We start from the raw sequence: 24,339 nt of genomic DNA, 5'->3' as shown, positions 1-24,339 counted from the left end.
GAGGTGATATTTATTTCACCTCTTTTCCCATTGCTTGCAAATCGGCATGATAAGAAGAACGGACAAACGGACCACAAGCAGCATGGGTGAATCCCATTGCTAAAGCAGTCTGTTTTAATTCTTCAAATTCTTGAGGTGAAACATAACGCTCCACTGGTAAATGATATTTACTCGGTTGTAGATACTGACCTAAAGTTAACATAGTCACGCCATTACTGCGTAAATCTTTTAGTACTTGAATGAGTTCTTCATTTGTTTCACCTAATCCAACCATTAAACCTGATTTTGTTGGAATATCTGGATGTCTTTCTTTAAAAGAAGCAAGTAATTTTAGCGATCCTTCATAATTAGCTCCAGGACGAATTTTTTTGTATAAACGAGGAATGTTCTCCAAATTATGGTTAAACACATCTGGTGGATTTTCGCTTAAAACCTCTACCGCTTCATCAATACACCCTCTGAAATCAGGTGTTAATGTTTCGACTTTAATATTCGGACTTAATGCTCGAATTTCTTGAGTACAAGATGCAAAATGGCTAGCCCCTCCATCTTTTAAATCGTCTCGGTCAACAGATGTTATAACTACATAACGTAATTTCATCTCTTGAATCGTTAATGCAAGTTTATTTGGTTCTTCACGGTCAGGTGGTAATGGACGCCCATGAGCAACATCACAGAAAGGACAACGGCGAGTACAAATATCGCCTAATATCATAAAAGTTGCTGTACCGTGATTAAAACACTCCGCCAAGTTAGGGCACGATGCTTCTTCACACACTGAATGTAATCCATGCTTACGCATAGTGTTTTTAATATGGGCAATATTATCGTTATGTGCAGATAATTTAATTCTCATCCAATCAGGTTTTTTTAATGGAGCGACTTCCTCAACCGTAATGGTTGGGATGAGACGCGTTTTATCAGCGTCACGATATTTGGAACTACGGATTTGATTTTCAGTATTTTGCATATTTAATATCTTAGTTGTTTGGTAACTGATTAATAAAATTATCAGTTAATAACCGGTTAATCTCTTGACGATCAATTTGTGCAATATGATGCTTCATATGAGTCATTTTTAAACCTGCATAACCACACGGATTAATATAATTAAACGGTGTTAAATCCATATCAATATTCAACGCTAAACCATGTAAAGTGCATCCATGTTTAATATGCAATCCTAGTGAGCAGATTTTTTGTTGATTGATATAGACACCAGGCGCATCTGATTTTGAATAGGCGGTAATACCAAAGTGTTTTAATGTTTGAACAACACTATTTTCTAGATAATTGACGACATCACGAATACCTATTTTACGCCTTTTTAAATCAAGTAAGATATACATAATTTGCTGTCCGGGGCCATGATAGGTAATTTGACCGCCACGATCAGTTTGTACCACTGGAATGTCAGTAGCGGTTAGTAAATGTTCAGGTTTACCTACTTTACCTTGAGTAAAAACCGGTAAATGTTCAACAAGCCAGATTTCGTCAATAGTTTGCGCATTACGCTGATTAGTAAAATTGTGCATAGCTTGATAAGTTGACAAATAGGGCATCGTTCCCAACTGTTTAATTATCACGTTGTTATTTGGCATAGTTTGCGTTTATTCAGTCTTCATTTATCAATAAATTAACAACTATATAGCAGATTTTACTATAACTTGACAACCATCATATATTCAATGTATAACTCTTAACAAGAGATTCTTACTATACCCACAAATTAAATTTGATTTTTATCAAATAATTATCATTTTTATCAAATTAATAATTGAAATAGTTGATTGTTTTAATAGGAATTAACATTCTTTTCTAGACGGTGGTTTGCTTTACTTTTTAATGGAAAATGGCAGACTTATATAATTAAAGCATCCGTAATGCGAAAGTTGGAGCTTGTAATTTTAGTTATGGCGTCTGTTATAGCTAAGGATAGCAAAAACTGCATTTTTTAAAACAAAAAAGAGGTTTTTATATGTCGGACATGCAAATGAATGATATCGATCCAGTTGAAACAAAAGATTGGCTGGAAAGTTTAGATTCTATTATTCGTGAAGAAGGCGTCGAACGTGCCCAATATATTATTGAGCAAATTGTCAATAAAGCTAGAGATGGAGGCGTTCCCTTACTCTTCGGTTCTTCAACCAGTAACTATATAAACACTATCCCGGTAGAAGATCAGCCTGCTTATCCCGGCGATTGGGAAATTGAAAGACGCATCCGTTCCATTGTTCGTTGGAATGCAATGATGATGGTTCTTCGAGCTTCTAAAAAAGATTTAGAACTGGGTGGTCACATGGCATCATTCCAATCTGCAGCGACATTTTATGAAGTCTGTTTTAACCATTTTTTCCGTGCTCGCAATGAAAAAGATAGTGGTGACTTAATTTATTTCCAAGGTCATATCTCTCCAGGTATTTATTCTCGCGCATTTATTGAAGGCCGATTAACCGAAGAACAATTAGATAATTTCCGTCAAGAAGTGCATGGTAAAGGATTATCATCTTATCCTCATCCAAAATTAATGCCTGAGTTTTGGCAATTTCCAACTGTTTCAATGGGATTAGGCCCAGTTAGTGCTATTTACCAAGCTCGCTTTTTAAAATATCTGAATCATCGTGGATTGAAAGATACCACTGAACAAACCGTTTACGCATTTTTAGGTGATGGTGAGATGGATGAGCCAGAATCAAAAGGTGCAATTACAATTGCTACACGTGAAAAATTGGATAACTTAGTATTTGTAATTAACTGTAATTTACAACGCCTTGATGGCCCGGTAACCGGTAATGGCAAAATAGTTAATGAACTTGAAGGGGTATTTGCCGGTGCGGGTTGGAATGTAATTAAAGTGCTTTGGGGTGATCGCTGGGATAAATTATTACAAAAAGATAAATCAGGAAAATTAATTCGCTTAATGAATGAAACGCTTGATGGTGATTACCAAACCTTTAAATCTAAAGATGGTGCTTATGTTCGTGAGCATTTCTTTGGAAAATACCCAGAAACTGCAGAATTAGTAAAAGATATGTCTGATGAAGAAATTTTCAGACTTAATCGTGGTGGTCAAGATCCAGAAAAAATGTTTGCTGCATTTGCTAGAGCAAAAGAAACCAAAGATCGTCCAACAGTGATTTTAGCACATACTATTAAAGGTTATGGTATGGGTGCAGCAGCAGAAGCTAAGAACATTGCGCACCAAGTGAAAAAAATGAATATGGATGGTGTTCGTCATGTTCGCGATTTCTTCAATATTCCTGTTACCGATGATGCTTTAGAAAAATTACCATATATTAAATTTGAAGAACATACTCCTGAATACAAATATATTCATGAACGTCGTCAAGCCCTACATGGTTATGTGCCGTCAAGATTGACTAAATTCTCAGGAACTGTATCAATTCCTCCTTTAACTGAATTTGCACCATTACTTGAAGCGCAATCGAAAGAAATTTCAACCACAATTGCCTTTGTTCGTGCACTTAACATTATGTTAAAAGATAAAGAATTAGCGCCTCGTTTAGTGCCGATTCTTGCTGACGAAGCTCGTACTTTTGGTATGGAAGGTCTATTCCGCCAAATCGGTATTTATAATCCGCATGGTCAACAATATACGCCACAAGATAGAGAACAAGTGGCTTATTATCGTGAAGATGAAAAAGGCCAAATCCTTCAAGAAGGCATTAATGAATGTGGCGCAACTGCATCATGGATTGCCGCGGCAACATCGTACAGCACTAATGATTACCCAATGATTCCATTTTACATCTATTACTCAATGTTTGGTTTCCAACGTATTGGTGATTTGATGTGGGCAGCTGGTGATCAACAAGCGCGTGGCTTTATGATCGGCGGTACTTCTGGCCGAACAACCTTAAATGGTGAAGGCTTACAACATCAAGATGGGCATAGTCATATTCAAGCGTTAACTATCCCTAACTGTGTATCTTATGATCCGGCTTATGCATATGAAGTTGCTGTTATTATGCAAGATGGTTTACGTCGCATGTATGGTGAACAAGAAAACGTTTACTATTATATTACTACACTTAATGAAAACTATGCTCAACCTGCAATGCCAGAAGGGGCAGAAGAGGGTATCCGTCGTGGTATTTATAAGTTAGATACTGTTGAAGGACAACAAGGTAAGCCTACTGTTCAATTATTAGGTTCTGGTTCAATATTACGTCATGTTCGTGAAGCTGCAGATATTCTAGCTAAAAATTACGGTATTAGCTCAGAAGTGTATAGTGTAACTTCATTTACCGAATTAGCTAGAGATGGACAAGATTGTGAACGTTACAATATGTTACATCCGAGTGAACCAGCGAAAGTTCCTTATGTTGCTCAAATAATGAATAATAATCCAGCAGTTGTTTCAACTGATTATATGAAACTTTATGCAGAACAAATTCGTGGATTTGTACCCGCAGAAAGCTACAGAGTATTAGGTACTGATGGATTTGGTCGCAGTGACAGCCGAGAAAATTTACGTCATCATTTTGAAGTCGATGCATCTTATGTTGTGATTGCCGCATTAGGAGAACTAGCTAAACGTGGTGATATTCAAACAAGTGTTGTTGAAGACGCGATTAAAAAGTTCGACATCAATGCTGATAAGCTCAATCCACGTAATGCATAAGAGGTAAAAAATAATGACTATTGAAATAAAATTACCCGATATCGGAAGTGATGAAGTTGAAGTAACAGAGATTTTAGTTAAAGTTGGCGACAAAGTTGAAGCTGATCAATCGTTATTAACGGTTGAGGGCGATAAAGCATCGATGGAAATACCGGCACCACAAGCCGGGATTGTAAAGTCGATCATCGTAAAAGTTGGCGATAAAGTTACCACTGGTGTAAGTATTATGGAATTTGATGACAGCGGAACAGAGGCTGCAGCAGATAAACAAGAAACGACTGCACCAGTTGCCGCACGATCAGCAGCCCCAAGCGCAAGCCAAGTGGTTGATGTTAATGTACCTGATATTGGTGGTGATGAAGTTGAGGTCACTGAAATTTTAGTTAAAGTTGGTGATTCAGTTTCCGTTGATGATTCACTTATAACAGTAGAAGGCGATAAAGCCTCAATGGAAGTGCCTGCTACTATTGCTGGTGTGGTGAAAAGCATTTCAGTAAAAATTGGTGATAAAGTTAAAACTGGCTCAAAAATTATGGAATTTGAGACAGTAGCTAGCAGTGCACCAGTAAAAACTGATGTCGCACCTGTGGCAGCAGAAAAACCAGCTACTGCAGCTCCAGTTGTGAATACCAACAATAATTCTGCTGCGCCTGTTGCACCTGCAAATACCAATGAATTTGTAGAAAATGATGCTTATGCACATGCAACTCCTTCTGTTCGTCGTTTAGCTCGCGAGTTTGGTATTAACCTTGCTAAGGTACAACCGACTGGCCCTAAACATCGTATTTTACGTGAAGATATTCAAGCTTACGTAAAAAATACTGTCAAACAGGTTGAAAATGGTGGCGCTGGCGGTGCATTACCTGGCTTATTACCATGGCCTAAAGTTGATTTTAGTAAATTTGGTGAAGTTGAATCATTGCCATTAACTAAAATTCAAAAAGTATCAGGTGCCAACTTACATCGTAATTGGGTAATGATTCCACATGTTACTGAGTTTGATGAAACAGATATCACTGAATTAGAAGCTTTCCGTAAACAACAAAATGCCGAAGCTGAAAAGAAAAAACTGGATCTGAAAATTACGCCACTAGTGTTTATTATGAAAGCAGTAGCCAGCGCTTTAACCGCTTATCCTCGTTTTAATAGTTCGTTGTCTGAAGATGCTCAAACTCTTATTATCAAAAAATACATTAATATCGGTGTAGCCGTTGATACGCCTAATGGTTTAGTTGTGCCGGTATTTAAAGATGTGAATAAAAAAGGCATTATTGAACTTTCTCGTGAACTTGCAGAAATTTCCAAAAAAGCTCGTGATGGCAAACTAACCGGTAGTGATATGCAAGGCGGCTGTTTCACCATTTCTAGCCTAGGTGGTATCGGAACGACTTCATTTACACCAATTGTAAATGCACCTGAAGTAGGTATTTTAGGTGTATCTCGTTCTAGTATGAAACCAATTTGGAATGGTAAAGAATTTACACCACGTCTAATGTTACCTTTATCATTATCATTCGATCACCGAGTAATTGACGGGGCTGATGGTGCACGCTTCTTAAGCCATATTGTTAATGTTTTATCCGACTTACGTCGATTAGTGATGTAGTGGGGGAAATTATTTATGAGTCAAGAAGTTAAAACACAAGTTGTTGTCTTAGGAGCTGGTCCAGCGGGTTATTCCGCTGCCTTCCGAGCTGCCGATCTTGGATTAGATGTTACCTTAGTAGAACGTTATTCAACTTTAGGTGGTGTTTGTTTAAATGTTGGTTGTATTCCATCTAAAGCATTACTCCATGTTGCCAAAGTAATGGATGAAGCAAAATCATTGACTGAACATGGTATTCATTTTGGTACGCCTAAACTTGAATTAGATAAAGTTCGTGGTTGGAAAGAAAAAGTTATAAACCAACTAACTAATGGACTTGCAGGCATGGCTAAAATGCGTAAAGTCAATGTTATTCAAGGTGAAGCACAATTCACTGGTAGTCATACCATGGATGTTACTTCGTCAAAAGGTATAACTAAAATTACTTTTGATAATGCCATCATTGCTGCTGGTTCAAGACCGATAACTTTACCTTTTATCCCACATGAAGATCCTCGCATTTGGGATTCGACAGATGCATTAGCATTAACTACTATTCCTAAAAAACTACTTTTAATGGGTGGCGGTATTATCGGTTTAGAAATGGGGACGGTTTATCATGCATTAGGCTCAGAGGTAGATGTGGTTGAAATGCTTGATCAGGTCATTCCAGCAGCCGATAAAGATGTGGTGAAAATCTTTACTAAACAAATTCAAAAGAAATTTACTTTAAGATTAGAAACTAAAGTAAGTACTGTTGAAGCAAAACATGATGCAATTTATGTCACCATGGAGAAAAAAGACGGAACCATTGAAACTCATACTTATGATGCGGTACTAGTGGCAATAGGTCGTACTCCAAATGGTAAACTGATCAACGCTGAAAAAGCCGGTGTAAATGTGACTGATCGTGGCTTTATCGAAGTCGATAAACAGATGAGAACAAATGTGCCTCATATTTATGCTATTGGTGATATTGTTGGTCAACCGATGCTAGCGCATAAAGGTGTTCATGAAGGTCATGTGGCAGCAGAAGTTATTGCTGGTAAAAAACATTATTTTGATCCAAAAACTATACCATCAATTGCTTATACTGAACCTGAAGTTGCTTGGGTAGGTTTAACTGAAAAAGAAGCAAAAGCAAAAGGTTTAGATTATGAGGTTGCTATATTCCCATGGGCGGCATCAGGTCGAGCGATTGCTTCTGATTGTTCAGAAGGGATGACTAAATTAATCTTTAATAAAGCTGACAATCGTCTTCTTGGTGGTGCTGTAGTTGGGGCAAATGGTGGTGAATTACTTGGTGAAATTACACTAGCAGTTGAAATGGGTTGTGATGCTGAAGATATTGCATTAACTATCCATGCTCACCCAACGTTACATGAATCAATAGGTTTAGCGTCTGAGATTTATGAAGGATCGATAACTGATTTGCCGAATGCGAAAGCAGTTAAAAAATAGAGACTTTTTATTTTATTGTTATCATTGAAGTAATGCCGTTAGTTTGCTAACGGCATTTTATTTTTCTAATCAAGATTTTCAAAAATTAAAAATATTTAATAAAATTAATATATTGGATTATAGATTAAAAAGTATCCAAATCAATAATATAATCAATCATAATATGTTCATCATAGGGATAAACATTGAAACCAAATTGAATACAACAGAGGTCTACGAAATTATCTGTACCAAACTCATTTAATCTTAATAGAAAATTTTGAGGAAAGGGGTTTTTTAATCAAAAATAACCGACTAATTTTAAAATAAATATAAAAAATAACCTTATATTAATGATTATTTCGCCATTATAAGTAGGAACTGTATTTTAAAGGCAATTAAGTATATAATGCCGGGCTAATTCATTTAATCATTAGCCAAAATACAGAGTTATGAAACCTTCAATTATCAGTAAGTTGGAAACGCTACAAGAGCGTTACGAAGAGGTTCAAGCATTACTATCTGATGCAGCGGTTATAGCCGATCAAAACCGATTTCGTACCCTTTCAAAAGAATATGCGCAGTTAACCGATGTGGTTAAATGCTTCGCTAATTGGAAGCAGACACAAGAAGATATTGAAACTGCCAAAATGATGCTTTCTGATCCGGAAATGAGTGAAATGGCTCAAGAAGAGTTAAACGAAGCATTAAGCCAAGTAGAGCAGCAAGAAAAACAGTTACAAGTTCTATTGTTACCTAAAGATCCAAACGATGATTACAACTGTTTTGTTGAAGTCCGAGCTGGTACTGGTGGTGATGAAGCGGCTATTTTTGCTGGTGATTTAGCCAGAATGTATACTCGCTATGCTGAATCTCGCAATTGGCGTGTCGAAATCATGAGTTCAAATGATGGAGAACATGGCGGATATAAAGAAGTTATTATGTTAGTAAGTGGTGATGGTGTATATGGCCAGTTAAAATTTGAATCTGGTGGTCACCGAGTTCAACGTGTACCAGAGACTGAATCACAAGGACGAATACACACATCGGCCTGTACTGTTGCTGTTTTACCAGAAATTCCAGAAGCTGAAATGCCAGAAATCAATCCTGCAGATTTGAAAATTGATACTTATCGATCATCAGGTGCCGGTGGTCAGCATGTTAATACTACTGATTCAGCAATTCGTATTACCCATATTCCAACTGGCATTGTAGTTGAATGTCAGGATGAACGTTCACAGCACAAAAATAAAGCTAAGGCGATGTCAGTATTGGCTGCCCGTATTCAAGATGCTGAAATGCGTAAACGTCAACAAGAGGAAGCGTCAACCAGACGTAATTTACTTGGTTCAGGTGATCGTTCAGATCGTATTCGAACTTATAACTATCCTCAAGGTCGAGTTACCGACCATCGTATCAATCTTACTATTTATCGTCTAGATGAGGTCATGGAAGGTAAATTGGATATGTTGATTGAACCAATTGTACAAGAATATCAAGCAGATCAACTTGCAGCGTTAGCGGAACAGGATGAATGACCTATTTACAATGGCTTAAATCTGCATCACAAACTTTAACCGATAGCGAAAGTCCAAAACGTGATGCTGAAATTTTATTAAGTTTTGTCACACATAAAACACGTACCTTTTTGATGGCTTTTAGTGAAACATTATTAACTGATGATGAACTAATTGCTTTAGATGGCTATTTAAAAAGACGTCAAGAAGGGGAACCGATTGCCTATATCACTGGAGAAAAGGAATTTTGGTCATTGAAGTTTAATGTTTCAAATTCGACCTTAATTCCAAGACCAGATACGGAAAAAGTTGTTGAATTAGGTTTAGAGTATTTGCCGAAAGTCCCTTGTGAAGTTTTAGATTTGGGAACAGGAACTGGTGCTATTGCTATTGCTATGGCTACTGAGCGACCAGATTGTTTATTTACTGCGATTGAGAAAAATAAAGATGCTTTGATTTTAGCCCAAAAAAATGCCAATCAAATAGGCGTGAACAATGTTTATTTTTTGCAAGGTGATTGGTATAAACCAATTAAAAATCGTAAATTCTCAATGATAACCAGTAATCCTCCATATATCGAGCCAACTGATATTCACCTATCTCAAGGCGATGTTCGCTATGAACCAAGAAGTGCCTTAGTTTCAGAGGATGATGGCCTTGCTGATATTAAAGTAATAATTCAAGGGGCTACCAAGCATTTAAATCAATATGGTTGGCTGCTTATCGAACATGGCTGGAAGCAGGGCTTAGCGGTACAAACTATCTTTAAACAACATGGATTTCAATTAGTTGAAACCATAACCGACTATAGTGGCAATGACAGAGTCACCCTAGGTCGTTGGTTTAAACCTTAACTAGGAATAAATTTATGATTAAACAAAAAAGAGTAAAAGTCGGTAATATTACGGTAGCTAATGATTTACCATTTGTATTATTTGGTGGTATGAATGTGCTTGAATCTCGCGATTTAGCGATGAGAATATGTGAGCACTACGTAACAGTAACCGATAAATTAAATATTCCTTATATCTTTAAGGCTTCTTTTGATAAAGCGAATCGTTCATCGGTTCACTCTTATCGAGGACCAGGATTAGAAGAAGGAATGAAAATATTCCAAGAATTAAAACAGCAGTTAGGGGTTAAAATTATTACTGACGTGCACACTGAAGAACAGTGTCAACCTGTGGCTGATGTTGTTGATGTTATTCAATTACCGGCTTTTTTAGCAAGACAAACCGATTTAGTTGTAGCAATGGCGAAAACTGGTGCAGTAATTAATGTAAAAAAACCGCAATTTGTTAGCCCAGGCCAAATGGGTAATATTGTCGAAAAATTTGAAGAAGCAGGTAATGACCAAGTGATTCTTTGTGATCGTGGTAGCTGCTTTGGTTATGATAACTTAGTGGTTGATATGCTTGGCTTTAATGTCATGAAGAAAGTCAGCCATGGATCGCCAGTGATTTTCGATGTTACCCATGCTCTACAATGTCGTGATCCAATGGGTGCAGCATCAGGTGGTCGTCGTGGTCAAGTTACTGAGCTTGCTCGTTCGGGGATGGCCGTTGGTATTGCAGGACTATTTTTAGAGTCTCATCCAGACCCGAGTAGTGCAAAATGTGATGGACCTTCCGCATTACCATTAGCAAAACTCGAACCTTTCTTAAAACAGATGAAAGCCATTGATGAACTCGTTAAAAGCTTTGCAGAGCTTGATACTGAAAACTAATTTAAGTTCTAAATGACTAATTATTAAGAGAAATGCTATGCATTTCTCTTTTTTATTGCCTGTTTTTTATCAACGACTTGTTTTTAATTATTACTCTTTGCTAATACCTTTCTTAATGTCATCTCCGCAAAATTTAGAAAAAATAATTAATTTATTCGGTAAAAAAAGTGTGGAGAATTTCACAAAAAAAAGCCAAATTTTTATTTTTTTGGTGATTCAGATCACGAATTTAGATTAATTAATTTGCGAACTAAAATATGTTTATGCATTATAAAAATACATATTTATCCTATTTCTACCTTAAATATGTTTCAAAAATGTTGTTTAGATAGCAATTCAATGTAGTAATAAATTCAGTTTGACTTATAAAAACCAATTAGTTATTAGGGAATTTAGTGGTCAGTTACACAGTATAATTTTAGGGAAGCAACTATGAATCATAATAATTTACCGGTTTTACCCTGTCGTTTTAATCTTTTTACTAAACTTTTTTTATCTATAACTGTTTTAACCAGTATATGCCCAGCACAAGCTGAGTATGTCAGTAATTTTGTCGATGATGCATCATTAACTGGAAACATATTTTTCTGGAATCGTGATCGGGAAAGAAAAAACCTTGACGAACATAAATACGAAAAAAACCTCAGACATTCATCATTTAATACCAATTTAGACTTTAGGTCAGGTTATATTGCCGATCGGCTGGCTGTTGAGTTAGGTGGTTATGGCGCTTGGGAAGTCAGTAATGGCGGTAACGGGCATCCAAATGAGATTGGTTTTAGTGGTGCTAATACTCGTTGGAATGAAGATTGGAAAAAAGATGTTAGTGGCTTAAGTTTTTATAAAGCACAACTTAATTTTAAACTTGATGAGTTGTTTTGGATCAAGGCCGGTTATATTCAACCTTCTGGACAAACTTTATTAGCTCCGCATTGGAGTTTATTACCAGGTACTTATCGTGGAGCAGAAGTTGGCACCGTACTTGATTTTGATGCTGCTGGTGCTTTATCCATGTCCTATATGTGGACAGATAAATACAAAGCGCCTTGGTATAAACGCCTCTATGAATTCAAACGCTGGGGAAAAGGCAAAAAAATCGATTTTTTACACTCAGCCGGTATGAAATATGATTTTAAGAATGATCTTGTACTTGAAAGCGCCTTTGGCCAAGCTCAGAATTATATGAATCAATTTTTTGCAAAAGCTTCTTATAAAACGGATGTGTTAAATAATCCACTAACAATGAGTTATCAGTTTTATGGTGCTAAAGACCAATCTCATAAAGGCGCCAATGTTTATGATGGTTTAGCGTGGTTACAAGCAGCTACTTTAGGTTACCAAGTTGGTCCTGTTGGTTTACGACTTGAAGGTGTGTCTGTAAAAGCAGAAGGGGAGCAAGGATTCTTCTTACAACGTATGACGCCCGATTATGCATCATCTAATGGACGATTAGATGTTTGGTGGAATTCTCGTTCTGACTTTAATGCCAATGGCGAAAAAGCGGCATTTTTTGAGGTCACCTATGATCTAGGCCATTTAAACCATTATTTAACAGGTTGGAAAACCGGTGCATCTTATGCTTATGGTTGGGATGCCAAACCAGATTCAAAAGCAAAAAATCAAAAAAATCGTTTAGTAGAATCGGCTTATAATTTTGATTTAGGTTATACCATTCAAGATACATGGGCTAAGGATACTTCATTCCAATTACACTATACCAAATATAACAACCATGAAAATCATATCAACAGCTGGGGCGGTGGTTATGGCAACATTTTCCAAGATGAACGTGATATTAAATTTATTGTTACTTTCCCTTTCACCATTTTCAATGCTAAACAAAAATAGGTAACCGATATGAAAAAGTTTAAATCAGCTGTACTTGCTACTTCGATCACATCATTATTAACTCTAGGAGCCAGTCAATCGGTTAATGCATCACAACAAATAGTTGATACGATGAGTTCACAGCTCCGCTTAAATTATCAAATAGTCGATAACAACGCCGTAAACGCAGGGGTAGATTGTGCAGCATTGGGCGCAGATTGGGCTTCTTGTAACAAAGTGACCCTAACGCTTAAAAACAACGGTCCAGCAATAACCAGTAAAGATTGGGCTATTTACTTTCATAATATTCGTATGATTTTAGCGGTAAATAATGACCAGTATAAAATTACCCACGTAACCGGTGATTTGCATAAATTAGAACCAACAGAAAAATTTACCAATATTCCTGCTAACTCACAGGTAACTATCCCAGTTATTGGTGAATATTGGCAAATAAGTGAAAGTGATGTGATGCCTCGCTGGTATGTAACTTCAACGAATGCTAAACCTAAAATAATTGCCAACACCAATACTGATTCTGATAATTTGTCGGCATTTGTGGCTCCATTAGGTGAACAATGGAAGATATCACCTAATGACCATAATATACTGATGACTCCCGAAAACCGCTATCAACGTAATAATGATATTCAAAAAATTGATGCTGATTTATTAAAAGGTCAAATTTTACCAACACCAATTAAATTAACGGTTGGTAAAGAATCTATTACCCTAAATCAAAGTGGTGTTAATCTCATACTTAATGGCTTAGCAAAACCAAGCCAATTAGTGTTAGAAAATCACTTCAAACAATTAAATATTGCTGTGACAAAGCAAGGGTTTAAAGTCAATGCATCAATTGATAAAACTGCATTTGAAAAAGGTGTAAATGGCAGTTATAAACTAGATATAACCCCACAAGGTGCAACTATCGTAGCATTTGATGAAAGTGGAATTTTTTATGCTGTAGAATCGATATTATCGTCAATAACAGTTAGTAAACCGCAAATTATTAACACACTTTCAGTTGAAGATGCCCCTCGTTTTGATTATCGAGGTATGATGCTAGATATCGGTCGAAATTTCAAAAGCAAAAAAGCGGTATTACAGTTACTTGATATGATGTCGAAATATAAAATGAATAAATTTCATTTTCATTTAAGTGATGATGAAGGTTGGCGAATTGAGATCCCCGGCCTACCAGAACTCACTGATTTTGGTAGTAAACGTTGTCATGATTTAACTGAAAAACAGTGTCTATTACCGCAACTTGGATCTGGGCCAAACAGTGACAATAATGGCAGTGGCTACTTTACTCGCGCAGATTATATCGAAATCGTTAAATATGCCAATGCGCGATTTATTGAAGTTATTCCAGAAATCGACATGCCAGCCCATGCCAGAGCAGCTATTTTGTCAATGGAAGTGAGATATCAACACTTAATGAAGCAAGGAAAAACCGAAGCTGCGAATGAATATCGATTACTTGATCCTACTGATACTTCGAATACTACTACGGTGCAATTCTACAATCGCCAAAGTTATCTAAATCCATGTTTAGATTCTTCGAAAAAATTTGCTGATAAAGTAATTAGCGAAATAGCCAAAATGCACGTTGAAGCTGGACAACCGATTTCAACATGGCATTTTGGTGGTGATGAGGCTAAAAATATTCACTTCGGCAACGGTTACCAAGATATTCACGCCGCGCAAAAAGAGGCGGGTAAAGGTTTAATCGATCAAAGTGTCGAAGATCATCCATGGGCAAAATCACCAGCGTGCCAAACTTTTGTTAGTAAAGGTGTTGTAGAAAATATCGAGCATTTGCCAAGTTATTTTGCTATTCAAGTAAGTAAAATCATCAAAAATAATGGTATTAATCGCATGCAAGCTTGGCAAGATGGCGTAAAATTTGCTTCCAACGCCAAAGCTTTTGCTACCGATGAAGTGGTGGTCAATTTCTGGGATAACTTATATTGGGGAGGATACGATTCAGTCAATGAGTTTGCTAATAAAGGCTACAAAGTGATAGTTTCAAATCCTGATTATGTCTATTTAGATATGCCTTATGAAGTTAATCCAAAAGAAAGTGGTTACTATTGGGCTTCACGCTTTAATGATGAACGCAAAATATTCAGTTTTGCACCGAATAATTTACCGCAAAATGCGGAAACCTCATTCGATCGCAACGGTGACGCCTTTGCCGCTAAAGGTACCATGGATTGGCCAGGCGCCTATGGCTTATCAGCACAAATCTGGACGGAAAATATTCGCACCGATAATAAATTGGCCTACATGGCTTATCCTCGACTATTGAGTGTTGCCGAGCGGGCATGGCATAAAGCTGATTGGGAAACTAATTATCAAAAAGATCGCGAATTTGAAAAAGGTAAAACACAATATGTTGATCAGCAAAAACTGCTAAATGATTGGAATCAATTTGCTAATTTAATTGGCCAACGAGAATTAGCTAAATTAGATCTTGCTTCAATTAACTATCGCCTTCCTGTTCCTGGAGCGAAGATTGAAGATGGCAAATTAGTTGCTAATGTTGTTTTTCCTGGCTTAACTATCGAATATTCAACCGATAAAGGCGAAAATTGGCAGGCTTACAATGGCCCTGTAGCGATAAATAACAACGCTTCGGTTTCGCTTCGTACAGTAACGGCTGATCATAAACGAACTAGCCGTGTTGAACAATTAAATTAAATGTTAACACTGTTCTTATCCGTCTGGTGGCGGATAAGAATAGTCATAATTAACCGCGGATTATTTATTAATGAATGGTCTCGCTAACGTCATCTTCATCGAATTGGTCATCACTACCATCTTCAAAATAGGTTCCCCAACCGTCATAATTAACGTTAAATTGGTTTGCCAGTGTAATGATTTCGGCGATTTGCGCATTTATTAACTCAGCATCTAATGGACTTTCAGTAATAATATCAAAACCAATTACCACATTACCTGCATCATCAACATCTTCATCAGGATCGGTTGCCTCATAGCCTAATTTATAAGCTTCAACAGCGACTTTTTCTAGTTTATCAAAGTTTTGTGATGAAATATGATGTTCAATAATATACAGCGCATGTGGATCACTTCCATCTTCTAAAAGTTCTTGAATAATAGCTAGCGTATCTTGCTGAGCAAGCTGAATTTGATCTTTCATAATATACCTTTTAGTGGTCGTGCAAATTGTGTGGTATATTACACGTTTAAAAATAATTTTCGAGAAAAAAGTGATCGTTGACTTACATTCGCACACAACTGCATCAGATGGAATTTTAACGCCAAGTGAACTGGTCAAAAGAGCTGTTGATAATCAAATCAATATGCTAGCGATTACCGATCACGATACTATCAAAGGCTTGATAGAAGCGAAAGCGACCATAGAACGAGATAATTTGCCAGTTAAATTAGTCTATGGTGTTGAAGTGTCAACAATGTGGAAGAATAATGAAATTCATATTGTTGGTTTGAATATCGACATAGAAAATTCTCACTTGCTTGAATTATTAACTGCACAAGAACAAAGTCGTATTGATAGAGCAATCAGTATTAGTGAAAAATTAGCTAAAGTGAGCATAGACAATGCTTATGAGCAAGCCCAACAATTTTCTAAAGGTGATATTGTATCTCGAGCTCATTTTGCGCGCTTTTTAGTCGCTAATAATTATGTTAAAGATATTAAACGAGCATTTAAAAAATATCTGGGTAAAAGTGGTTATGCCTACGTTCCTGCCAAATGGTGTAGTATTGCTGATGCGGTTAATGCGATACATGCAGCAGGTGGACAAGCGGTGTTAGCACACCCGACACGCTATGATTTAACCTTAACTAAACTAAAATTATTAATTAGCGAATTTAAATCATATGGTGGTGATGGTATTGAAGTTTCTCAGAGCCGCCAAACTCAAGATGATTTACAACGATTAGCAAAATTGGCTAATGAATTTGAATTACTTGCGTCACAAGGTTCGGATTTCCACGATTTGCTTAATTACCTTGATCTTGGTAAAACTACACCATTGCCTGGTAGTGTTACACCTATTTGGCATAACTGGATATAATAAATATATTAAACTAAAATAGTATCAATTAGCGCTATAAACCGTGATGAAAAAGCCCTTTCCTCACATTTTTTTAACCTGCTATCAATAAAGAAGAATATTATGAGCCAAACTTTTTATATTCATCCTGATAACCCACAAACAAGGTTATTAGATCAAGTCGTCAAAATATTAAATGATGGTGGCGTCATTGCATTTCCTACTGATTCAGGTTATTCGCTAGGTTGTTTACTTGATAATAAATATGGTGTAGATCGTATTTGTCAAATCCGTAATCTGGATAAACACCATAACTTTACCTTAATGTGCCGTGATTTATCTGAGCTTTCTTCTTATGCTTTTGTTGATAACACTACTTTTCGATTATTAAAAAATAATACCCCAGGTAAATATGTTTTTATCTTACAAGCGAGCAAAGAAGTACCACGACGTTTGATGAATGAAAAACGCAAAACGATTGGACTGCGTATTCCTGATAATAAAATTGATTTAGCGCTTCTTGAATTATTAGGACAACCTTTAATGACAACTACGCTTATTTTACCTAATGAAAATGAAGCTCAGTCTGATCCCGAAGAAATTGAAGATAAAATTGGTCACCAACTAGATGCTATCGTTCATGGTGGTTATATTAGTGAACAGCCAACAACAGTAATTGATTTAACTAACGATTATCCAGATATTATTCGTCAAGGTAGTGGTGATATCAAACCATTCGAGTAAACAAATTAATAATATATCAATGAGTTATTGAGTTAATAAATGATACCTGAGAAGGTAACAGTGAGGATTATATGAAACAAAATAGATCTGCATTTTCCAAAAAACAACGTGGAGCAGATAAACTAATTGAGCAAGAAAGTGATATCGCTCGTAAAAAAAATACCAAATTAAGCCAAACGTCAAATCGTAAAAGTTCACAACCAGATAATACTGAAAAATTACAAAAAGTATTAGCCAATTTAGGTAATGGTTCACGTCGTGAAATTGAAGCTATGATTGTGGCCGGAAAAATTAGTGTTGATGGCAAAATCGCGACTTTAGGTGATCGCGTAGATGTCAATGCCAGTCCAAAAATTCGTATCAATGGTCATTTAGTTCAGTTAAGAAGTAAAGAAAAAGAGGTTTGTCGTGTTCTAGCTTATTATAAACCTGAAGGCGAAATCTGTTCTCGAAATGATCCGCAAGGGCGAGCAACAGTGTTTGAGCGATTACCTCGCTTAAAAAATGCCCGCTGGATTAACATTGGTCGACTTGATATAAATACATCGGGTTTATTGCTATTTACAACGGATGGCGAATTGGCAAATCGCCTTATGCATCCAAGGCATGAAATTGAACGTGAGTATGCAGTTCGAGTATTTGGTAATATTACCGATCAACAACTTAACCAACTTCGCAAAGGTGTTCAGCTTGAAGATGGTCCAGCTGCATTTAACTCCATCAAACCACAAGGTGGTGATGGACTAAATCAATGGTTTAATGTGGTTATTACTGAAGGTCGTAATCGAGAAGTCCGTCGTATGTGGGAAGCAATTGATGTTCAAGTTAGCCGCTTACTACGTATTCGTTACGGTAATATTACTTTACCGAAAGGCTTATCTCGTGGCACATGGATGGAATTAGGTATTGATTCTGTTAATTACCTACGTGAGTTAGTTGGCTTACCAGCTGAAATGAAAAGTTTTACAACAAAATCATCGTTTGACAAACGTATTGTTAGACCAAAGCGTATCAAACTCAATCAGTCTAGTCGAACTACTCGTCAAAAAGCGAATAAAAAACCAACACGAATATAAAATTTTGTTAACCCTTAAATAAAAATGATTATTTTATTTAAGGGTAACATCATCCCGCCAATTAATTTTAAACATTTACCAAAATCACTAATAGCATTTATTGTTAATAATTAATAACAAAACGTAAAAAAAGTAGCAATAAAAGTTAATAATTAGCTAAAAGTTTAGCATAAACTCAACCAACAGTTTTTTAATAAACTGATAAAAATAGCCATTTTTATATAAACATCAAAAAATGGATATGAAATAACTAGTAATAAAAAAGAAGTAAAGAAAGGAAGTTTATGCGCACGATTATTGCTATTTTTTGTATATTTTTATTAACGGCATGCCATACGCGAACAGCCGAAGATGCATTTAAGGAAGGTCGCTATATAGAAAGTATCAATCTTTTAGCTGCCAGTTTGGATGAAAAAGGGCCAGCAAAGTTTGATCAACAGGATGCTAAGCGCCTACAAACTATTGTTAGTAGTGTAATGCAGTTTTACGAAAAAGACCTAAATTACTTCCATCAATATGATTATCCACAAAAAATAGATGCATATAAGCATTTATTAACTATGAAAGAGATATTAAGTAATCGCTTTTATTCTGAGCACATCAGTTTTTTCAATGATAAATATGACACTAGGCAATTAAAGCAAACTCTTGCTAAAGAGTATTATGATTATGGTAATTACATCACTGGCACTGACAGTGAAAGTTATCGAACAAAAGCCGAATTATATAAAAATAGTTTGTCATACGACAATTATAAAAATGCCGCTATTTTATATAAAAATGCCAATACTAAATATATGCAAATGGCAGCCAAAAATTACTATGACCAAGGTAAACAATTCGAACAACAGGGAAATTATAAAGCTGCTGCTCAAGCCTTTAGTCAGGCTTCATCGATATACAAACCACTAGGTAAATATAAAGATAGTGACAAACTTGCGAAAGATAATGACAAAAAATATGCTACCCAGCAGGCTCAAGAGGCTTATCAACAAGCTAAACAACTGGCAATGAATGCGACAAAGCGTTATGAATATCGAGAAGTTGCCAAGTATTATGCGCAAGCAGCATCTATATATCAGCCATATGGACAATATTTTGACGCCAGTTCATTAGCTGATACTTATGCTAAAAAAGGCATAATTAAAGTTTATTACTATGGTTCAAGTTTCACTGATGAAATAAGAGATAAATTAAGTGCAAATTATATTCAATTTGCCAATTACTCGAGTGGTGCAGAGATAGATATCCGAATTGACTTTAAAAGTGATTTTGTCGATCTAGATAAATCAGAAACAAATGAAACTAAGATTGAGCAAGTCTTTGATAAATATATTGAAGCAAAAGATAAAAACGGTAATACAACTCAAATCAAAACTTACAAAGATCAACGATATAATTTACAAACAGTAACTCATAGTAACAAATTAACCCTAACGGCTAGCATTGAGGTTCACGGTATCTATAGTTATAGCAAATCGTTTAAAATTGAAGAAACCTCAGTTAAACATGACTATATTTATAGTGGTAATGTACCTGCCAAATTTCATAATCACAGTGATGGTCGCTTAAAATCGAAAGATGATTTATATACTCAAGCCAAAAGAGATTTATTATCCGAGCTAAACTCAAGATTAGACGATATAGCCAAAGATCTTTCATACCTATAATGGACAATTTTTAATAAGGAAAAATAAAATGAGAATTATTATTGCAAGTTTATTAATGTTTTTATTAGTGAGTTGTACTCACGAACGCACATCTCAAAATGCTTATGCTGAAGGGAACTATCTTGAAAGCATCAATCTATTAGCGGCAAAAATAGAGGAAAAAAGTGAAGCAAACTTTAAGCAAACTGATGCCGAAAAACTCAGTAAGCTGGTTAATGATGTGATGAACAAATATGAGGATGAATTAGCTAGCACCACTAATACTGATTATAAAAAACGCATTGAAATCTATGAAAAACTGTTAGAGATGAATAAGCGCTTAACTAACCGTTTTTATAGTACGGAATTAGTAAACATTTTAGATAAATATCCTGCTGAAAGTTTGAGGCAAAACATTGCTAAAGATTTGTATGACCAAGGGGTAAATTTCGAAACCCAAAACGACTATAAAGCTGCAGCTGAGGCATTTAGTCAAGCATCATCAGTATATCAACCTCTAGGTAAATATAAAGACAGTGACAAACGTGCGTATAATAATGGTAAAAAACAGGCTACTTTAATGGCAGAAGAGGCTTATCAGCAGGCAAAAATGCTTTCAGAAATTGCAATGCAACGCCTAGAATTTCGTCAAGTTGCCAAATATTATGAGCAAGCCGTGGATGCTTATCGTCATTATGGACGTTATAAAGATGCTACTTCTTTAGCTAACACCTATAAACGCAAAGGGATAATAAAAGTTTATTGCTATGCTTCCGAATACTGCTCTGAGGTAAAATTGTTACTAAATAAGGATTATGTCACCTTTGTTTCTTCTCCAGTTGGTGCTGATCTCAAAATTAAAATAACTGTTGATAAAGAATATAACAGTACAAGATCACAGATTGACATACCAAACACCCGAAAAGTATTTGATAAATACATAGAACATATCGATGCTCAAGGGAATAGGATTCAAATCCCAACGTTAAAAGATGAAACTTACTATACGAAATTGGATACTAATAACAATAGTTTAAGTCTAGAGACAGTAGTAAGGATGGAAGGAATTATTGACTTTTCTGACACTATCTATGCAAGAGCTTCAAGCTATTATGAAAATGATGATGATTTACTACCAGTAGCAAAAAGAGAACTGATCACTAAATTAAGATCATTGCTAGAAAGTACTGCTCAAGATCTTTGTTCCCTTTAATGGACAATTTTCAACAAGGAAAAACATGATAAGAATTATTATTGCCGGTTTATTAATGTTTTTATTAATGAGTTGTACTCACGAACGCACATCTCAAGATGCTTATGCTGAAGGGTACTATCTTGAAAGCATCAATCTATTAGCGGCAAAAATAGAGGAAAAAAGTGAAGAAAACTTTAAGCAAACTGATGCAGCCCAGCTGTGTCAGTTAGTCACTGATGTAATGAATAAATATGAGGATGAATTAGCCAGCACCAATAATACTGATTATAAAAAACGCATTGAAATCTATGAAAGACTGTTAGAGATGAATAAGCGCTTAACTAATCGTTTTTACAGTGCGGAATTAGTGAACTTTTTTGATAAATATCCTGCTGAAAGTTTGAGGCAAATTATTGCTAAAGATTTTTATGATTATGGTAATTCAATCACAGGTACTGATTCTGATAGCTATCATACAAAAGCTGAGTTATATAAAAGTGGTTTGTCTTACTACAGTTATAAAAATATTGCTACTTTATATAAAAATGCTAATAGCAAATATATGCAGATTGCCGCTAAAGATTTCTATGATCAAGGTAGAAATTTCGAAAAACAGAAAGATTATAACGCTGCGTCTGAGGCATTTAGTCAAGTATCATCAGTATATCAACCACTAGGTAAATATAAAGACAGTGATAAACGCGCTTATGATAATGCTAAAAAACACGCTACTTTAATGGCCGAAGAGGCTTATCAAAAAGGAAAAAATCTGGCAAAAGGCGCTGACAGACGCTCAACTTTTCGTTCAGTTGGCGAATATTATAGGCAAGCCGCAGACGTATATAGTCGTTTTGGACGTTATAAAGATGCAGCTTCTTTAGCTGAAAAGTATCTTGATAAAGGTTTAATATCGGTTTATTTTCATTCAGACGATCACTGTTCTGATGTAAGCTCAGCTTTTTCTGCTAATTATCTCTCCTTTGTCAGTTCTCCATCTGGTGCAGATATCATAATTAATGTGACTTGTAATAGCCGTTATTACTCCCCTCAACAATCGTATAACATGGAAATAAAACGCGAAAAAGTATTTGATAAATATGTAGAACAGACTGATGCTCAAGGGCATACAACTCAGGTCGAAACTTTTAAAGAAGTGTCTTACAACGAGTCAACCAGAACTTATCGCAATAGCTTAACATTATTGACTGAAATAAGCGTTACAGGACTTATTAATTCAAGTAGCTCATTTACTATAGAAAAATCTTCAGAAAAATATGAGGTTCATTATTGGGGGGGAGATGTACCTTCACATGTACATGACTATAACGAAGGTGTTTTAGAATCTCCACATGAATTAGAACAAAGAGCTAAAAGCGAACAAAGTGCTGAATTAAGATCAATACTTGATAGTATTGCTCAAGATCTTTCATACCTATAAAGGGAAACTTTATGAAAATTAAAAAATTAATGAAAATTATTTTGGCTTCTTTATCAATATTTTTATTAGTTGCTTGTGCGCACCAACGCACATTTCAAGAAGCATACGCTGAAGGAAGTTATATTGAAAGTATCAATTTATTAGCGACAAAAATAGAGAAAAAAAGTGAAGCAAACTTTAAGCAAACTGATGCCGCACAGCTGCGGCAGTTAGTTACCGATGTGATGAATAAATATGAAAATGAATTAGCTAATACCACAAAGAGCAATGATGAACAACGCCAAGAAATATATGAGAAATTATTAGAGCTTAATCAGCGTTTGAGTGATCACTTTTACAGTTCCGAATTAGCATTCTTTTTGGATAAATATCCTAGTGAACGTCTAAAACAAAATATTGCTAACTTTTATACTCAACAAGCAAATGCTATCCCAACTAATTCTGCTGGTGATTATGAAGAAAGAGCAGCGTTATATAAAAAATCTTTAGATAGATATTACGATAAAAATATCGAAAAAGCCTATATTCATGCGGATACTAAATATAGGCAGCTTGCGGCACAAACATTATACAATCTTGCTAAACAGGAAATACGGAGTGGTGATTATAATGCAGCGCTAGCTTGTTTTAGAACTATTAGTGTTATTTATAAGCCATTAGGTCAATACAAAGATACTGAAAAATTAGCTCGTTACTATGAAAAAAAAGCGAGAAACAAAGAAGCGTTTGATTCTTATTCTCAAGGTGAAAAAATAGCTAAAAATGCGACTCGAAGTTATCAATATCGACAAGCAGCAACAAATTATCAACATGCCGCGAATACTTATGCAAAATATGGTAATTATCGAGATTCGGAACAAAAAGCAATAGAATATACCACCAAGGGTCAAATAAGACTATATGTGACAGGTAATACAAATGCATTTTCTAATTTTGTTGAAGATTATTTCAAAAATGATGATGCTATTATATTAGTTAACAACAGTACTGGTAGTGACATTACTATTAATCTTAGTGAAGATGAGCGATATTCTGAAGATGGCGGTTCAGTAACAAATGACACTAAAAAGAATGGTGAAAAAGAATATAATTTACAAACTGAAACATTAGTAAATAATTATAGTTTAAATCTTAGCGTAAATATTTCTGGATTAAGTGGTTATTATGACAGATTTTCAGCTGAAAAAAGTTCAAGACAAGTTAAGTATACCTACACTGGTGATAAACCTAGTTACGAATTTGATAGTACAGACGGTAATTACTATTCTCGTAGTGAATTAAGACAACAAGCAGAAGATGATATAAAATCAAGTCTTAGCAATTACCTTTCTAGGCTTTCTTCAGCAATTCATGAATTATAAATAATAATGAATAAATATAATCCCACTCAGTTATTCTCTAGGTGGGATTTTTATTTTTAAAGATGATTAAATCTCAGTTAAATT

18 protein-coding genes are annotated in these 24,339 nt (G+C 35.5%); 15 read left to right on the top strand and 3 right to left on the bottom strand.

The window, feature by feature from the left end; translation table 11 throughout:
• Window positions 1–10 precede the first annotated feature (10 nt).
• Both lipA and lipB read right to left on the bottom strand, forming a co-directional pair.
• A complete protein-coding gene (gene lipA, locus H3U96_RS02565; RefSeq protein WP_065579248.1) occupies window positions 11–970 on the bottom strand; it encodes a lipoyl synthase in 960 nt (319 codons plus the stop codon).
• 10 nt (window positions 971–980) lie between these two features.
• Entirely contained in the window at window positions 981–1,601 is a 621-nt protein-coding gene (gene lipB, locus H3U96_RS02560; protein ID WP_198195473.1) for a lipoyl(octanoyl) transferase LipB, read from the bottom strand.
• Between the two features lie 377 nt (window positions 1,602–1,978).
• Between lipB and aceE the strand changes: the two genes are divergently transcribed.
• From aceE to H3U96_RS02520, 8 genes are all read left to right on the top strand, one after another.
• On the top strand, window positions 1,979–4,645 hold the full coding sequence (gene aceE, locus H3U96_RS02555; protein WP_198195471.1) for a pyruvate dehydrogenase (acetyl-transferring), homodimeric type: 2,667 nt from the start codon (window positions 1,979–1,981) through the stop codon (window positions 4,643–4,645).
• A 13-nt stretch (window positions 4,646–4,658) separates the two neighbouring features.
• Window positions 4,659–6,251: a pyruvate dehydrogenase complex dihydrolipoyllysine-residue acetyltransferase gene (gene aceF / locus H3U96_RS02550; RefSeq protein ID WP_086361111.1), complete on the top strand. Its 1,593-nt coding sequence runs from the start codon at window positions 4,659–4,661 to the stop codon at window positions 6,249–6,251.
• Window positions 6,252–6,266: 15 nt separating this feature from the next.
• The gene (gene lpdA / locus H3U96_RS02545; protein WP_086361112.1) at window positions 6,267–7,691 is read left to right on the top strand and encodes a dihydrolipoyl dehydrogenase; all 1,425 of its coding nucleotides are present in this window, start codon (window positions 6,267–6,269) and stop codon (window positions 7,689–7,691) included.
• 431 nt (window positions 7,692–8,122) lie between these two features.
• Entirely contained in the window at window positions 8,123–9,208 is a 1,086-nt protein-coding gene (prfA, locus tag H3U96_RS02540; protein ID WP_065579244.1) for a peptide chain release factor 1, read from the top strand.
• Entirely contained in the window at window positions 9,205–10,041 is an 837-nt protein-coding gene (gene prmC, locus H3U96_RS02535; protein ID WP_065579243.1) for a peptide chain release factor N(5)-glutamine methyltransferase, read from the top strand. The genes prfA and prmC overlap by 4 nt, the downstream gene beginning before the upstream one ends.
• Window positions 10,042–10,058: 17 nt before the next feature.
• Window positions 10,059–10,913, top strand: coding sequence for a 3-deoxy-8-phosphooctulonate synthase (gene kdsA, locus H3U96_RS02530; protein ID WP_086320205.1), 855 nt, complete (start codon window positions 10,059–10,061; stop codon window positions 10,911–10,913).
• 432 nt (window positions 10,914–11,345) lie between these two features.
• Window positions 11,346–12,761 carry an OprD family outer membrane porin gene (locus tag H3U96_RS02525; protein ID WP_086360863.1) on the top strand — a complete coding sequence of 472 codons (1,416 nt, stop codon included), beginning with the start codon at window positions 11,346–11,348 and terminating at the stop codon, window positions 12,759–12,761.
• Window positions 12,762–12,770: 9 nt separating this feature from the next.
• On the top strand, window positions 12,771–15,449 hold the full coding sequence (locus H3U96_RS02520; protein WP_086360862.1) for a beta-N-acetylhexosaminidase: 2,679 nt from the start codon (window positions 12,771–12,773) through the stop codon (window positions 15,447–15,449).
• Between the two features lie 67 nt (window positions 15,450–15,516).
• On the opposite strand, the gene rraB is transcribed toward H3U96_RS02520, so the two are convergent.
• Window positions 15,517–15,912, bottom strand: coding sequence for a ribonuclease E inhibitor RraB (rraB, locus tag H3U96_RS02515; protein ID WP_086360861.1), 396 nt, complete (start codon window positions 15,910–15,912; stop codon window positions 15,517–15,519).
• A 70-nt stretch (window positions 15,913–15,982) separates the two neighbouring features.
• Here rraB and H3U96_RS02510 point away from each other — a divergent pair, with 70 nt between their 5' ends.
• The 7 genes from H3U96_RS02510 (at window position 15,983) to H3U96_RS02480 (ending at window position 24,255) form a co-directional block, all read left to right on the top strand.
• The gene (locus H3U96_RS02510; protein ID WP_198195469.1) at window positions 15,983–16,813 is read left to right on the top strand and encodes a PHP domain-containing protein; all 831 of its coding nucleotides are present in this window, start codon (window positions 15,983–15,985) and stop codon (window positions 16,811–16,813) included.
• A gap of 102 nt (window positions 16,814–16,915) precedes the next feature.
• Window positions 16,916–17,536 carry an L-threonylcarbamoyladenylate synthase gene (locus tag H3U96_RS02505; protein ID WP_086320192.1) on the top strand — a complete coding sequence of 207 codons (621 nt, stop codon included), beginning with the start codon at window positions 16,916–16,918 and terminating at the stop codon, window positions 17,534–17,536.
• Between the two features lie 71 nt (window positions 17,537–17,607).
• Window positions 17,608–18,612 (top strand): 23S rRNA pseudouridine(2605) synthase RluB, encoded by a 1,005-nt coding sequence (gene rluB / locus H3U96_RS02500; protein WP_086360860.1) that lies wholly within the window; start codon window positions 17,608–17,610, stop codon window positions 18,610–18,612.
• Window positions 18,613–18,896: 284 nt separating this feature from the next.
• On the top strand, window positions 18,897–20,282 hold the full coding sequence (locus H3U96_RS02495) for a hypothetical protein (protein ID WP_198195467.1): 1,386 nt from the start codon (window positions 18,897–18,899) through the stop codon (window positions 20,280–20,282).
• Window positions 20,283–20,310: 28 nt separating this feature from the next.
• Complete coding sequence (locus H3U96_RS02490) at window positions 20,311–21,474, top strand: hypothetical protein (RefSeq protein WP_198195465.1); 1,164 nt, start codon at window positions 20,311–20,313, stop codon at window positions 21,472–21,474.
• A gap of 25 nt (window positions 21,475–21,499) precedes the next feature.
• A complete protein-coding gene (locus tag H3U96_RS02485; protein ID WP_198195463.1) occupies window positions 21,500–22,894 on the top strand; it encodes a hypothetical protein in 1,395 nt (464 codons plus the stop codon).
• Window positions 22,895–22,905: 11 nt separating this feature from the next.
• Window positions 22,906–24,255, top strand: a complete 1,350-nt coding sequence (locus H3U96_RS02480) for a hypothetical protein (protein ID WP_198195461.1) — start codon at window positions 22,906–22,908, stop codon at window positions 24,253–24,255.
• Window positions 24,256–24,339: the final 84 nt, after the last annotated feature.

The organism is Gilliamella sp. M0364 (genome assembly GCF_016100565.1).
GTDB classification, from domain to species: Bacteria; Pseudomonadota; Gammaproteobacteria; order Enterobacterales; family Orbaceae; genus Gilliamella; species Gilliamella apis.
Note: the sequence above shows the minus strand (reverse complement) of the source record. Positions and strands in the feature narration are given on the sequence as shown.

Coding starts and splice junctions, on each gene's coding strand:
- H3U96_RS02485 (WP_198195463.1), top strand. CDS start 21,500: ATGATAAGAATTATTATTGCCGGTTTATTAATGTTTTTATTAATGAGT.
- H3U96_RS02505 (WP_086320192.1), top strand. CDS start 16,916: ATGAGCCAAACTTTTTATATTCATCCTGATAACCCACAAACAAGGTTA.
- rluB (WP_086360860.1), top strand. CDS start 17,608: ATGAAACAAAATAGATCTGCATTTTCCAAAAAACAACGTGGAGCAGAT.
- H3U96_RS02525 (WP_086360863.1), top strand. CDS start 11,346: ATGAATCATAATAATTTACCGGTTTTACCCTGTCGTTTTAATCTTTTT.
- H3U96_RS02495 (WP_198195467.1), top strand. CDS start 18,897: ATGCGCACGATTATTGCTATTTTTTGTATATTTTTATTAACGGCATGC.
- H3U96_RS02490 (WP_198195465.1), top strand. CDS start 20,311: ATGAGAATTATTATTGCAAGTTTATTAATGTTTTTATTAGTGAGTTGT.
- rraB (WP_086360861.1), bottom strand. CDS start 15,912: ATGAAAGATCAAATTCAGCTTGCTCAGCAAGATACGCTAGCTATTATT.
- lpdA (WP_086361112.1), top strand. CDS start 6,267: ATGAGTCAAGAAGTTAAAACACAAGTTGTTGTCTTAGGAGCTGGTCCA.
- prmC (WP_065579243.1), top strand. CDS start 9,205: ATGACCTATTTACAATGGCTTAAATCTGCATCACAAACTTTAACCGAT.
- aceE (WP_198195471.1), top strand. CDS start 1,979: ATGTCGGACATGCAAATGAATGATATCGATCCAGTTGAAACAAAAGAT.
- aceF (WP_086361111.1), top strand. CDS start 4,659: ATGACTATTGAAATAAAATTACCCGATATCGGAAGTGATGAAGTTGAA.
- lipB (WP_198195473.1), bottom strand. CDS start 1,601: ATGCCAAATAACAACGTGATAATTAAACAGTTGGGAACGATGCCCTAT.
- H3U96_RS02480 (WP_198195461.1), top strand. CDS start 22,906: ATGAAAATTAAAAAATTAATGAAAATTATTTTGGCTTCTTTATCAATA.
- lipA (WP_065579248.1), bottom strand. CDS start 970: ATGCAAAATACTGAAAATCAAATCCGTAGTTCCAAATATCGTGACGCT.
- H3U96_RS02520 (WP_086360862.1), top strand. CDS start 12,771: ATGAAAAAGTTTAAATCAGCTGTACTTGCTACTTCGATCACATCATTA.
- prfA (WP_065579244.1), top strand. CDS start 8,123: ATGAAACCTTCAATTATCAGTAAGTTGGAAACGCTACAAGAGCGTTAC.